Here is a 15,110-nt window from a genome sequence, read left to right on the forward strand (position 1 = left end):
CAGGCCGCATCTCAATTATAACCAAAGGATTTTTTTCAGTACCGCTAAAGCTTCTTTAGAACCACCTGCCTAGCAGGTGGTTTTCGGTTATACAAAAAAGGCCTTATCTCAAAGGATAAAGCCTTAAAGTAAACGACTTCGTGTTTATAATTCTTATTTCAGCATCACTTTCTGAGTCAGGTTGATTCCCTGGCCTGCGACCTTCACAAAGTATGTACCCGCAGCCGCATTCACCTTGAACTGGTGCGTGCCTGCAGAAAGCGTACCCTTGTGAAGCGTTACAACCTTGTGGCCCGTGACATCGAAGAGTTCCGCTGTCACGCCTTGTGTGCGGCCCATCGAAAGACTAAGCATGTTACCACTTACTCGCAGAGCCTTGGCACCTGCAACTTGCGGGCGCATGCAAATTCCCGAAGGATCTCCGAAGACAATCTTGATTTCGGGAATCATCTCTTCGGTGTTTTCGAAGCCGCGACTGAAGGCGTCGTACTTGTCTTCGTTAAAGTCCCAGAGAACCTGGTCGTCCGCCTTGAAGTTGTCGTAAAGGATAGTACCGGTATAGCCTGCGGCATAGTTTGCGATAACGACGCTCAAGGTCTTGTTACGGTCGGCGTAGCTGGAAATATCGAACGAACAAGTCTTGGACTGGCCCGCGGCTACTTCGCAGGGGCCTTCCACCTCGGTCCATGTCCACGCATCCGTCAGCTTGAAAATCAAGTTCAGTTGTGCATCGCTTTCGCTCTTATTAGTAACCTCGAACGTAAACGTATTGGCCTTGCTCAGGTCCCAAGTCTTCTGGTATTCAATCTGGGCATTGTCGCCGCCGTAAGTCACCGCCATCTTGCCGTCACCGCCTTCTTGGCTGATGGCGACATCCTTGATCTTGATGCTCGCTTCTTCGGTAGCGGCAAGGGCCTTCATGGCATCGAGAGCGGGGTCAATGGTATAGGTGTAACCGCCAAAGTTCGATTCGGTCTTGTCGCCAATGTACTGCCAGGCAAGTGCGCCTGCGTAGCCACCGTCAAAGGCCTTGCGGTAGCATTCTTCGGTCGAAATCTGGGTCTTGGCAGCCATGCTTGTAGTATAAGTATCGCCCTTCCAGCCGCTTGCCGGGAATTCACCGATAATCATGGGCTTGTTGTCGTACTTGTACGTCGTTGCCATCTGGGCTGCCGTATTCACGAACGGAGACACGGCATCGTTCTGGTAGTACGGATAGTAATGCGTCTGGAAAAAGTCGAGCGTACCGTTCGCTTCGCCACCGGCAGCAATGAGTTCGGAATCGTTCCACCAGCTCTGATACTGAATATTCACGCTACCCGTAGAAACGAGCAGTTCCGGGTTTGTGGTATGGATTGCCGCCGCAATCTTGTTCGTGAACTTTTGCAGCACGGCCTTGTCTAACTTTTTGGTCGTCCAGCCCACGCTTGTCATGCCTTCGGGTTCGTTGAACACTTCCCAGGTCATGAGCGCATTGTGGTTACCGATAGCCTTTACCACCGGAACAAGCGCATTGTCGATAAAGGCCCTGGTACCAGCATCTTCGAAAAGCTGCGTATTCGCGGTAATGTCCAGTTTTTCGTCGTAAAGGCCCCACTGATTCGGTTCCATCAGGTTATGGCTGAAAAGGCACATCGAAACCATCACGCCGTATTCTTCGGCAATGTCCAAAGCCTTCTTCATGTTGGCGATGGTATTTGCCTTGAGGCCCGAAACCAGATGCGTGCTCTGATCGATTTCGGGACTTTGGCTCATGTTGTTGAAAAGCCACCAGCGAATGGCATTGCCGCCTGCGGCACGGGTACCTTCCACAGCCTTGCGCCAGGCGTTTTCGTTCAGCGGGGAATCGCCCACGTCGGAGTTGTAGTCGCTCCAGGCGAGATTCGTACCCGAGAAGAAAATCTTCTTGCCGTTGTACATGAGATCGGTGCCGCTCACGGTGAGTCCCGGGGCAGCAAACGCGGAAACGACTCCACCGAGTAACAAAGCTCCGCTTAATGCCTTAAATCCAAACTTTTTCATAATACTCCTCAAAACACCTCCTCCTTCGGAGGTGGTTATCTGAAAAATACACTAACAAGGCTCTAAACGATTATTTTTTATTCCGGGGTGTTGACATTCATCATAGAAAATGTCCACACCCGCAATGAAAATCCCTAGCGAACTATCCAGCCGCCGCCAAGTACCATATCGCCGTCGTAGAATACGGCGCACTGGCCAGGGGTGACTGCAAACTGGGGCTGTTCAAAGCTGGCGAGTGCGCAGCCATCTTCTAGAATCTTGACCATGCAATGGGTCGGACGCTGGCGGTAACGTACCATGCCCTCGCATTCAAACGTATCGCCCGCAGCGTAGGCAACACCTGTAGCAGGGTTCACCCCGTGCCACTGGCAGTTCTGAATGCGCACTTCGCTTGCCGAGACGGCCGACTTGTCGGCGGTCACCAGAATATCGCCCGTTTCGGGATTCACGCTCTGCACGAATGCAGGGACACCCAGCGCAACGCCAAGTCCCTTGCGTTGCCCCACCGTGTACTTGTGAAAGCCGTCATGCGTATTCCACACCTTGCCACTTTCATCGACAAAGCGACCTGCGCGTGTCATCGGGCCAAAGCGGTCTTGCAAGAAGGCGGTATAATCATCGCCGTAAATGTCAAAGCAAATATCCTGACTATCGCTTGCGCTCGCGTTTTCAAAGCCATGCTTTGCCGCCATCGCGCGGACCTCGGGCTTTTCCATACCCCCGAGCGGTGTCATCACGCGCGCCATGGCGGAATCGGGCACACCGAACAAAAAATAGCTCTGGTCCTTGGCAATATCGCGCCCCTTGAAGAGCCTTCGCACGCCACCGACCTCCTTCACGTTCACATAATGCCCTGTAGACAGGAAGTCTGCGCCGTGCTCAAGCGCAAAGTCGAGCATCCAGCCGAACTTGATGTAGCGATTGCAGTAGCAGCAAGGATTCGGGGTACGCGCCCCTGCAAAATCCCCGTGACAGCGTTTAAGCACCCGCTCCGTGAATGCGTCGTCACATACTGCCACATAATGCTCTATACCAAGCTTCTTCGCGACCGCACGGGCGCGTAAAACGCTTTCGTCCTTTTCGGGGTCATAAGGGTTCGCACCATTCGCCAGAGGCGGCAAAACTCGCAGCGTCACGCCGAAAACGTCGTAACCCTGCTCCAAGAGCAGGAGTGCCGCCACCGACGAATCCACGCCCCCGCTCATGCCGACTGCTACACGTTTCTTAGTCATACTAATCAAATCGGAGCATGAGTGCAATTTCGAATTGCAGAATCTGGCGCAAGTGCGGCGTTTCGTCATCCAGCTTTTCATGAATCTGACGGTATTCAATGTAGCTGCTCATGGAGGCTATCTTGTTGAACTGGTAGCCAGCGCTCGGGCGAATAAACCATTCATGAGTACGCGACGGTACCGTGCGATCTGTCAGAGAAAGTTTCGGGTTATAAGCCACCGTATCTCTCACGTTGCCATACAAGCCGTCATCGAATGACCACTGTTTGAACACGCCATCCGTTCCGCTTTCTTTATTCCACTTGTTGTAACCTTCGTCAGGGTCATATTCCTTACGAATGGTCTTCTTATAGTCGTAACCGGCAGTGAACTTCAAATCAATGGAATTCTTGAACTTAAAGAACCACTTGAAGAACTTGACGGCCTTATCGAGCTTGAGCGGGTACGTAACGGTAAAGTCATCACCAATGTTGAACATAAAGTCGTTATACAGCGACGTGTGAATCCACGGTGTTTCCCAGAAGTAATCAGACGTATCCTTACCCGTGCCCGAAGAATCCGGCCAGGTGGTAATGCCAATGACTTCTTCCTTCGGGCGTCTATCCGTATCTTCGATCTTCATACGCACGCTGTTTTCGATGCGCATATTGTTCTGCAGCAAGAAGGTAATGCGGATAAGCGGATTGAAATTGATGCTCTGCGACCAGGAATCTTCGGCACTCTGGAACGGATGAACCGTGGTGGTGTAGGCGTAGTCAAAGCGATGGTAGGTAGATACACTACGGAAGCGGTTCAAGAACGAAATGCGCTGTGCAAAGTTCGGCACCGTCACGCCTATGCCAATCTTTGGCCACACCGTCGTGGTATCGATATACATCGGGTATTCTCTAGACTGCGAGAAGTCTTCCTTCCATTGCAAATCACCCGTCACGCCGATATCCCAAATCGGAAGCGTAATGCCGGAACCAACCTGGAACTGACGGGACACGGAATGTCTAAAGTTACCCTGATACACCAACGTATCGACATGGCGGTTCCTGTACTGGCCAAAGCGCACAAAATCATCGCGATGATCCAACCCCATATCGCCCGTGACAATGTTATAGAATCCTCGATTGCGGTAACCGTTACCCAAGCCAAGACCATACAGGTAATACTGTAGCGGAGTCACACCCTGGTCTTCGTATAGCTGAGCCAACGTAAAGTTTTCACCCACGGTGTTGGTGCTAGCGGTCCAGTTAAAGCGGACTTCACGCCACTTGACCTTATCGAAAGCGGTAGCCACCGGATTTTCCTTGCCAAAACTGCGGGCCAAATCCAGCACCTTCAAAGACGGAGAGAATTCGAAGCGGTTGGTTTGAGAAATCGTCCAATAATTCTTCTCGACAGATGTTTCATCCATAAAGTCGAAGTCATCGGGGATAGTCTTTTGCTGGTTAAAGTCAGAACTGAAGTTTGCGCTAAAGGGCAAGAAAGGAATCAAGCGCGGGTTGAAGCCGATCTTGAACTGCTGAGAACGGGCGCGTTCGTTGCGCAAAATACCGTAAGACTTGCCGTAAGACCTAGAACCGACGCTATCGACCTTGTAGAACACCGTCGTGTCGTAACGGATTTCGTAGGAATTCGGATTCTGCATGTCAATGGCGAAGGTGTCGCCAGATTCAGAAACCTTCGGAATCGTATCGTAAGGAACGGCGACGACACTGTCACCCGAAATATACACACGCTTGTCGGTATGGTCGTAATCAAAGATATAGTCGCTAGCGAACAGGCCACCATCGCGAGAGGTAAAGAAGTTCTTCTTCACGAATGCTTCACGATCGCCACCACCATACATGTCACGCTTGATGTTTAAGGAATAATTCGTCGTAAGGAACGAGAAGATATTCCAGCGCATGTTCAACTTGTGGTTCAATTCCGTGGTGTAGGTCACAATCTTGTCGACCTGAGGCTCCACATAATCCGGATCGCGGTTCTGGTTCACGTAACGGATATAGTTCAAGTCGAAAACAGTAAGATCGAATGTCTGCGGCCAAGGTTCAAATTCAGACTTCGAAATGGGTTTCAGCCATTCGTACTTAGAAAGTCCTTCGAGCGGTCTAAACTTGAAGTTGCTGAAAGTACCCAACTTATATTCAATCACCGTGTGGTACGAATAAGAGGAGTCGGCAGACGTGGTTGCGCGGCCTTCAGATTCGTTGTAAGAAAAGCTCACAGCCGGACGGTCCAAAAAGATTTGCGACATCACTTCGCCTAGTTTGGAATCGTGGGCGTGGTAATCCTTGCGGTAGCTAATACCAAAAGACTTGTCACGGGTGTAGGACTGGTAACCTTTCGATTCTGCACCGTCGCGAAGTTCCTGTTCTTCCCTATTGGAATTCACAGCAAGCTTGTTCTGGAACATGTCGCCCGTAAGGTCCACGAAACTGCTCTTCTTGAGCATCATGTCGTCAGTAGGCTTCATGTAGGGGCGCTTGGTCGAACTATGGTAGCCCAAAGAAAGCGGAATATGGAATCCGGAACTGTCATTCAGGAACTTGTTCAAGTTCATAGTGAAGTCACCCGCCACATCGAGCTGGGAGGCTGCTACAGAAGTTTTCGGCTTCGGCGACCCGTTAGATGTCGAAAGTGTGGCGAAGTTTCCGTCCTGATAGCGAATCGTACCGGAAAGCGAGATAAAATCGGCGAAGTTCACCTGGCCACCCGTACGGGCAGCATAGCCCCATTCGGTATCCATGTCCGAAAGGCGGAGGTCGTCTAGCCAGAAGGTACCGGAATCCAAATCTGCTTCAGAAGCACTGGAGTCGGCGATAATCACAAAGCGCATCCAGTCAATGCTGGTAATCGAGGGATTACCCACCAAGCGAATCTTTTCATCGCGGTCACCGCCAAGATCCTTAACGACCGCATTCAGGTAAGGCGGACGGCGTCCACGCTTCAAGTCCGTAAAGTCAGCGACATCCATGGCGAAGGCGTTATCGAGCCAGTTGCGTTCATGGCAATCCGATTCGCGTTCACCGTTACCCTTGTTGCAGGAGTAGTTAACCGGGCGGAAGCTCCATTCGTAGTAATCGTTGGAGCCTTCAAGGGAACCCTCACCGAACTGAATGGCAAAACGCACCGGCACATCGGTCACGCCATCCTTCGCCTTATAATGGATTTCCATTTTGAGGGAGCGGTAATTCGAGAAGTCCTTCACGTCGGTTTCAAAAATACGGGTAACACCCACTTCCTGACCCGGACTAATATTGTGGTAATCCAGCACCAATGCGGTTTCCTTAAGGGGAGCGTTGGAATCCGAATCTCTTTCGGTGCGGGTATTGGGCGACTTGTGATACTTATTCGCATCTTCGCGATTGTTAATCGTCTTCACGCTAATGTAGCTGGTATCACGGGACGTCACATTTTCGGACACCTTCATTTCCACGCCGTTCACTTCAACAATCTGGGAATGTTCGGTAGAAGAAGTCTGGTAAAAATCAGCCACGGTCGTTTCTTCCCAAGCGTTACCCACCACGGCAAGGTTCACAATTTGCACCTTGGCTTCGGAGACGCCGTTATTCAACTTACCAAGCCAGAGCCTGCTGAACTGGGCTTCCGCAAGAATAGTCAGGTAGTCGCTTCCTGTTGAAGAAACAATGGTATCGAACTGGTTCAAAGGTATACGCCACTTGCGCCAGCCGTTTCTCAGTTCCTCAAAATTCATTTTGTTGGTGTCAGACAAATCAACGCGGTAACGGACAAAGCTGATGTCCTTATCCAAAGAGCCGTTCCTGTTAATATCTTCGGTATCGTAGGTTCGTTCACCGGCGTTATTTTCGGTACCGTTCATCTGCTTAGGCGGATCGCTTTCGTCTTCCAGGTCATCGTCGTAGTTGTCGCGAGAAATATCATTCGTGGAAGCATCCACGTTCCCCATTCTGATACTGTGCTCCATACCCTTACAAGGATTCGTGCGGCAGTCCCACACCGTATCGAATTCGTCGGTTCCGCTCAAACCATCAAGACCCTTGTCGTGCAAGGCAGTCGTCGTACCGATATCATTTTCACCGTTATAGTAACCATTAGGCGACCAACCGTTAATGGAAAGGTCTTCGCTCACCAAACCGAGATCAAGGTACAGGGAGCCTACGTTACCACGGGCAACCACCTCGATGTACTTCATGTCGCTCAAGTCCTGGTAGTAGCTGCTATTCGGGCGCATAATGCCACCCCAGGAATTTCCGGCCAGGTTGTCATTTGCGCGGAGAGTCATCTTCAAAACGGTCAAGTGCTGGTTATCCACATCGGAGTTACCCACCGGCGTGTAGATATTCTTGTACAGTTCCGTATTGTTGCTGTGCCAAATGAATTCACCCTGGTGCTTATAGTCTAGCTTTTCAATAAAAGTAGAACGATCCGATTCTACACCGCCCGGAGGCGACGCCTGGTACCAGGAAAGACGAGAAAGAGGATAAGTCAAGCCAGACGTTGTCGCTTCAAAATCTTCCACAAAGGCAGACTGATCATCGCTCGTGTTCGCATTGTGGCGGCTTGCCGCAAATTCAGCTTCATAGCGCCAACTCGACTGGGCCGTGGTGTTAATGCCCGGAATCAAGTTCACCAGTTCCGTGAGAGCAGGCACGGTATCCTGCAGGCGGAGGTTCATGCCCCACAGCACACTGGAATACGGTTCGTTTCCAAGCGTCGGAGTCTGGGCGGTCGTGCTCTGGCTCTTGTACAAAGCAGTAATGCCGAATACGGAACCGGCGCCCATGCCGTACAAGTCCAGCGGGAGTTCCGCGCGGGCACCAAGTAACAGTTTGTTGTCGATTTCGAACAGGGGTTCGCATTCGTAGCTGACCTTGATTTCCTTGTTCGGGTCAAGGGCGCGTTCACTCAAAAGTTCAATCTGGCCGAGTTCATAGTTGACTTCGTAGTCGGTACCGCGAATAAGGGTCGTAGAGCCCGCCGTCACCTTTTCGGTTCCCGGCGAAATATCCATACAGGAACTGCCACTCACGGAATAGCTGGAACTGGGGTCACGCACGCTAATGGTAGAACTGCGGCGCTTACCCACCGATTCGAAGTAGAATCGATTCGTATAGCGAGAAAGGTTATAGACTGGCAGCGTATAGAGCTGTGCCATAGCCGTGGTAGAATCCAAGTTACGCAAGGGTTCCAAACAGTTCTGTTTGGCGAGTTCTTCGGCATTGCTCTTGCCAGAGTAAATCGGGTCCGAAGTCTTTTTACAAGGGAGCCACATTTCGCCCGTATAGTTGCCTGCACCATCCTTCTTGAAAATAGTAGCGTCGTTCACCAGCGGAGTCCCCGTCGTCGTATCCACCAAGCCAAGCTTCTTGAGGAAGTCGCCCGAAATGCCGGACTTGTTCTTCATGCGCAACACGAAGTTAGAAGAACTAGCGTCCGAAATACCGATGGAGTACACATTACGCAGCATCAACTTGTCGATGTCCGTGAGTTCCGAAAGGGTCGCATCCCACTGGATAAGCGTAATGGTATCGCCATCTTTCACCGAAGACTTTCCGCCGCGATCTTCAGACCAGCTGGCAGCAAGCAAGGTATTGCGGCTTACGCCATTCACCTTCACCACGCCCATCTTTTGGTCGTAGCTAAAGTCGGTACCTGGAATTTCAGTCAAGCGTTCCACCAGCTTGGTAACGGGTTTTCCGCTAGGCGTCACGTACTTGACATACACATTGTCAATCACGCCGGTCTTGGCATTGGTCGCGCCGCGCTTGTAAAGTTTCAAACTCGTTGCGTTATAAGTCGAAGCCTTTCTGCCCGAATTCGTCACTTCGCGCACATACTTGTCCCTGGCATCGTAATTCAAGAAGTAATAGCGGTAAGAGACAAACTGCTTATCCAGAATCTGGAATTCCGAAACCGTTTCACTCGCCTTAAGGCTGTATTCTTCCTGGTCGCCACCGTCCTGCGAAGCAATGGTCGTGAGCCTCCAGTCGCCCAACTTCCAGTCGGCCTTGATACCGAACAGCCCCTGGTGGTTCTCGGAATAACCCGTAAGTTCCGTACCCGTCAAAGCGAGGTTCGTGGTACCGGCTTCTACGCGCTGCAGAATGTAATCTTCGAATTCGTCCTTGTAAGATTCTTCGTAAACCACGCGTACCTGATTGCGGGCGCCGAGGCCTTCTTCCACGTTGTTGATTTCAACCGTGATATAAGGACCGATTTTACCCTTCACCATGAAGTTCGGCGTGTAATTCAGAGTCGGGCTCGGCCACAGGCTCGTGTTGGTACTACCTTCGGCATCGTCCTTTTCGCCGTAGCCCTTCAAGCGGATATCCATGGTACCCTGGAGCATCAGCTTCGGCTTGTCGAGGCCAAAGTCGCGCATCCACGCAGGCATCGTCACCGGAATCGTAATGTCGAACACCGAACCCACTTCAGGGGTCTCGTAACCGTCGTTCGCCTTACCGACCAAATCGTTCAGCCACAGGCTCTTCTGGCCAATACTGTACATGTCCGACACGTAATCCGCAAGTTCAGGGTAATGCGCCGTCCACAAAGTGGTGGTATCGCGCGAAACGGAGTTCACACGCTTTTCGCTCACGTCCATTTCACGGGTCGACACATCGATATCGTGACTAAAGATCTGCCCCTTGCTGGTACTCATCAAACGCGGCGAAGCACCAATGCCACCAAACGGCAACAAGCCGTTCAAAGGCGTTACAGAAGGTGGAAGCGAAATGTACTGGTAAGTCGGCTGCCATTCGGTCTCTGCCGGATCAGGAGCAGATTCAGCATCGCTAGCAGACACAACCGAAACAGAGTCGCTCTGGGACCAGGCGATTCCTACGGCAAGGGCGACAGTCGCCACCGGCCACAAGCGTTTTATACCTTCAAAAAACACAATATTCTTCTATACAGGTGCCCCATAAAATACTGAATTCGCATACCGCAAAACCACCTACAATATGGGATTTTCCCGCAATTTGTGCGAAATTAGCAATTTTTCGGTAATTTGTACGGCTTTTATGCCGTCATAACATGAAAATTCCCCTTTCTACTTAAGAAAGATGCCCTCGACAAAACTGCCGAGAGCACCTCAACATCAGAATGACTTTGCGCTAAGCGTTAGTCAACACGCACAAAGCAATAGGCCAAATAAAGAGGAGCCGTCGAATAATCATTTCTATAGTTAATAATTCGTACATTTGCGGTTCCAGTCTCCTTTGCAACAAAATCAATAACTTCAAAGTTATTCATCAAGCTTTGAGACTGAAGACCTCTGTACCCCAAACCGGCTCCATAGACAGCCAAATCAAAATCATGAGGCATAACATGATCATAGAACAATGGTGCAGGAGGAACCATCCAAGCAATAACAGCCCTATAGCGTTTTCCTTTCTGAACATTTTCAGTTACAGTATAATAAGCATCATTGCCATTATTGTTTGTTCCGAAGATTTCATATTGCGTTATGCCCGGCCAAGACAAAATATGGCTTCGAGACTCTGTAAATAATTTATACGAAGGAATATGAGCAGTAAATCTTGCATCGTCGTAATCAATATCATCTGCATTCACGACTTCAAGACCTTCAGCAGCAATAAACTGAGCCTTCACAAGTTCCGGATTCCATTTAAATTCAGAACGCTGAGACATCAACACCGCAGCCATACCTGCTGAAAACGGTGTTGCAGCACTCGTTCCATCGAAATACTGTGGGCTACCACTATTTCGAAGCCAGAAATTGGTAAAATTAACAACTTCCGGTTTCGCAGTACCATCACCATGACCATTCATATCGGGATTCTTATATAGCGAATAATCCGTGAGTACGTAGCCATATTTTGATCCATAATGTTGCTTATCAAGCCGAGCGGCACCAACAGTAATCGAATTTATCCCTCGACCCATAGCTGTTACCCAATAATCAGCATATGAAGCTTTTTTATTTCCAGCAGCAACGAATTCAGACACTCGAAAGCTATAAACATACTGGTCTAAAAGCGCATCATCAATCGTATACGCGTTATCCCCCGTATAATAGCCCCAAGAATGAGAACCAACCATAATTTGAGGGCTATACGAAGCAGGATTTTCTACCATATATGCATTATTGCCACTAGCGTCTTCCCAATCAATGCTATACAATTTTGCATTAGGAGCAGTAGAATGAAGAACATGAGCTACACCTGTCGCATGGCTTTGCACACCATAATAGCAATTTAGACTCTGGTAGGAAGAGCCCAAGTATGTTGCATTAGCGCAACCTTCATCCGAGAAGTACACGCCAACATTCTGTCCATTATAACCACCATTATGACCATAAGTTTTCAAGCCATTGGCATTCCACATTTCATCCGGAGTATACCACGGTGCACCATTATAATTCGTTACAGAAAAAGTTTCCTTTTGAGGAACGGACGTAATAATGACATCATCAGAAGAATTAAATTCTCGTTCTATTTCTTCCGCCGTAAGGTTCTTTACAACCGGCAAGGAAAAACTCTTCACCTTTTTGTCACGATTTTTCTTCCACTTGTTGACGTTCGCTTCATATTCAGAAGCGCTCATTTCTTTCCCATTAAAGGAATAAACATTTTTTTTCAGTTTTTCATCATAACGCACTTCACCGCGGAAGCCTTTCACGTCTAAAATATCGCGATTCAACCGGCCAACACGCACGCGCATTCTTTCAGACGCAGCGTCATTCACCATATAAACCACAGAATCCTTAACACTAGCACTCTTGCTAGCACCCTTACGACCCAAAAGGTCAGATTTAACAACCTGCTTACGAACCACCTTTTTGGACTTGTGGTCATTCACAAACTTGCGAACTTTCGGATCCATACGATCAGCAGGTTGTCCTATCGACAGCAATTCTTCCTTTGACAAGGCGCTGTACTTTTCAAGCAATTGAGCTTGCGATGCAATACTGCATGCCATTACAGCAGCAGAAATAATTTTTGTAGACTTCATTGTCTCTCCATATTTGTTATTCATTGTTCGTTAATTTATTGATAATATTTTTAGTTTATTATCAATAAAGCAAACAAAAAATAAAAACAACAGACTCATTTTTTAAACAATATTTTTATGTAAGAAAAATATCACCTTGCTAGTAATTCATTTATACACAATATTACACACAATGTAATATATTGTAATTTTCACACAAACAGTCTAAACATCTCAATCACACTCAAAAAAAGCCCTGCAACAATCGCAGAGCTAAAAAAATATAATCGTAGCTTTATTTTACGGAGAGGAGAAACTAGCGCTCATCGAAGACGACGGTTCAATTTTTGGATACGGAGTGGACCAGCGTTCTTCAGCAAAGGAGAGAATCTCCTGAGCAACAGAGTCAACGAAAGCTTTATCTACAGTATCAATTTCTAGGGGATACATGCAAGACAACCAGAGTTGCTGACCTACACAAACTTCTCCTTTTTTGTCATTAGCAAATTCGCCTTTGCGGTTGGAACATTCATTTTTAAACAGTTCAAAATCACTTTCGCACGCACTGTCCGCATGACTATATTCATTGCACCACAACCAATTTGCATACTTATTTGATTCTTTAGACACCGTTCTGTACGTAACCATGTAATGACCATTGTAATCGTTATTAAGTAGTTGAACGCCCAATTCGCCATAATATGCAGTTATTATCCTATAGAAAGACGGTTCTTCAAATAAAATCGTTTTTTCGCCATTAAAACGATATGCAGTGCTAGATGCAGACCGAAGCGGAAATTCGTCATCGTAATCTTCTTGCGAAACTATTGTAGACTCATTTGAATCTACAGGACCAACCTCATGTGATTCAGAAGATTCGCTTAAAATACTAGAAGACGAAACTTTCACAACTGTTTTGTCCTCACTAGATGAAGATTTTTGAAAGTCTACCGCATCATCTATTTTAGACACATTACCAGAAAAACTAGATTTTGATTATTAGTTGTAGCGTTGGTAGACGAATCCGACGAACACGCCACCAGAATTAAAGGAATACACAGAAATGAAGCAATGTTTTTATTCATATTTTCCCCTTATATCTATCAATATACATTCATTGCTTTTTTTCTGCAGGAAAAAAAATGTCCACCATTGAGAACCTTCAATGGCGGACGTTTCTCTAGATATAGAATCTATTACAGCGGAATGTTCGCGTGCTTCTTCCAGTGACGCTTCTGTTCCTTGGTCTTCAAGGCATCGAAAGCGGCAATCAGGCGCTTACGAACATCGGCCGGGTGAATCACTTCGTCGACCACGCCCATGGAGGCGGCAACGTAGGGGTTCATCAGTTCTTCTTCGTACTTGGCGATGCACTGGGCGCGAGCAGCAGCCGGATCCGGAGCCGCAGCAATTTCCTTCTTGTTGATGATTTCCACGGCACCTTCGGCACCCATCACGGCCACCTGGGCAATCGGAAGGGCGAACACGTAGTCGGCACCCACGTCCTTGCTGTTCATGGCGATGTAGGCGCCACCGAAAGCCTTACGCAGAATGAGCGTCACCTTCGGCACGGTCGCTTCGGCAAAGGCGTAAAGGAGCTTTGCACCGTGGCGGATAATGCCCGAGTATTCCTGCTTGGAACCCGGCATGTAACCCGGAACGTCGGCGAGGGCCAAGAGCGGAATGTTGAACGCGTCGCAGAAGCGCACAAAGCGGCCAGCCTTGTCGGAACCGTCTACGTCCAAGGAACCAGCGAGCACCTTCGGCTGGTTAGCCACGATACCGATGGCTTCACCGTTCAAGCGGGCAAAGCCGATTACCACGTTCTTGCCCCAGTCGCTCTGCACTTCAAAGAAGCTGTCTGCATCGGCAAAGGCGGCAATCACGGACTTCACGTCGTAGGCCTGCTTGTAGTTATCCGGAACGATGTCCTGGATAGAGGCGCTGTTGTCGAAGGAAGCGGCCACTTCGTTCGATTCGGACTTGGAGAACAGCTTCTTGAAGAAGCCTTCGTCGTTCTTGGCGGCTTCGGCAATCTTGCAGTTGCATTCGGCAGATTCCTTGCGGTTGCTCTGCGGCAAGTAGCTGAGGAGCTTGCGGACACCTTCAAGGCACTTCTTGTCGTCTTCGTACATGAAGTGAGCCACACCGGACTTGGAGGTATGCACCGGAGCGCCACCGAGGTCAGCAGCGGTAATGTTTTCACCCATCACCTGCTTCACGACAGCCGGGCCCGTCAGGAACATCTGGCTCGTGTTCTGCGTCATGAAAATGAAGTCGCTCAGAGCCGGAGAATAGCAGGCGCCACCAGCGCAGGGGCCCATGATCACGGCAATCTGCGGAATCACGCCCGAAGCCCAAACGTTGCGGGCCATAATGGCGCTATAGCCTGCCAAGGAGAACACGCCTTCGTCGATACGGGCTCCACCGCTATCGTTCATGGCGACAAACGGAGCACCGGCTTCCACAGCCATGTCCATCACGCGGCAAATCTTTTCAGCGTGGCACTGGCCCAAGGAGCCGCCACCCACCGTAAAGTCCTGAGAAGAGGCAAACACCAGACGGCCATTCACCTTGCCGTAACCGGTCACGACGCCGTCACCCAAGACGACCTTGCTTTCCTTGAGCACGCGGTTGCTCGACTTGCGGAGTGCACCAACTTCAACAAACGTACCTTCGTCGAACAGCATTTCCATGCGTTCGCGGGCAGTGCACTTTCCGGACTGGTGCTGCTTATCGACACGGGCAGCCCCACCTGCCGCCTGGGCCTGAGCCAGGTAGCTATCCAGCTTAGCGATATACTTTTCGTTCCACATTTTGTAAAGAACTCCTGTATTTGTAAGATTTTCGTAGCCAAAATTAGAAAAAGCCGTTGAGCTAGTCAACGACTTTTGTATATTTTTGTTTAAATAAGTAAGATGCAAGTAG

6 protein-coding genes are annotated in these 15,110 nt (G+C 49.2%); all 6 read right to left on the minus strand.

Features of this window, described 5'->3' with window-relative positions:
- Window positions 1–153: 153 nt before the first annotated feature.
- Window positions 154–2,022, minus strand: a complete 1,869-nt coding sequence (locus B9Y58_RS04755) for a T9SS type A sorting domain-containing protein (RefSeq protein WP_073056743.1) — start codon at window positions 2,020–2,022, stop codon at window positions 154–156.
- Window positions 2,023–2,156: 134 nt separating this feature from the next.
- The gene (gene mnmA, locus B9Y58_RS04760) at window positions 2,157–3,254 is read right to left on the minus strand and encodes a tRNA 2-thiouridine(34) synthase MnmA (protein ID WP_073056747.1); all 1,098 of its coding nucleotides are present in this window, start codon (window positions 3,252–3,254) and stop codon (window positions 2,157–2,159) included.
- Between the two features lies 1 nt (window position 3,255).
- Window positions 3,256–10,125, minus strand: coding sequence for a T9SS outer membrane translocon Sov/SprA (gene sprA, locus B9Y58_RS04765; RefSeq protein WP_233247848.1), 6,870 nt, complete (start codon window positions 10,123–10,125; stop codon window positions 3,256–3,258).
- Window positions 10,126–10,349: 224 nt separating this feature from the next.
- A complete protein-coding gene (locus B9Y58_RS04770; protein ID WP_158278325.1) occupies window positions 10,350–12,203 on the minus strand; it encodes a S8 family serine peptidase in 1,854 nt (617 codons plus the stop codon).
- A gap of 279 nt (window positions 12,204–12,482) precedes the next feature.
- Window positions 12,483–13,154, minus strand: a complete 672-nt coding sequence (locus B9Y58_RS04775) for a hypothetical protein (protein ID WP_085534775.1) — start codon at window positions 13,152–13,154, stop codon at window positions 12,483–12,485.
- 224 nt (window positions 13,155–13,378) lie between these two features.
- Window positions 13,379–14,998, minus strand: a complete 1,620-nt coding sequence (locus B9Y58_RS04780) for an acyl-CoA carboxylase subunit beta (RefSeq protein WP_073056754.1) — start codon at window positions 14,996–14,998, stop codon at window positions 13,379–13,381.
- Window positions 14,999–15,110: the final 112 nt, after the last annotated feature.

This window comes from Fibrobacter sp. UWB15, from assembly GCF_900177705.1.
Taxonomy (GTDB): Bacteria; Fibrobacterota; Fibrobacteria; order Fibrobacterales; family Fibrobacteraceae; genus Fibrobacter.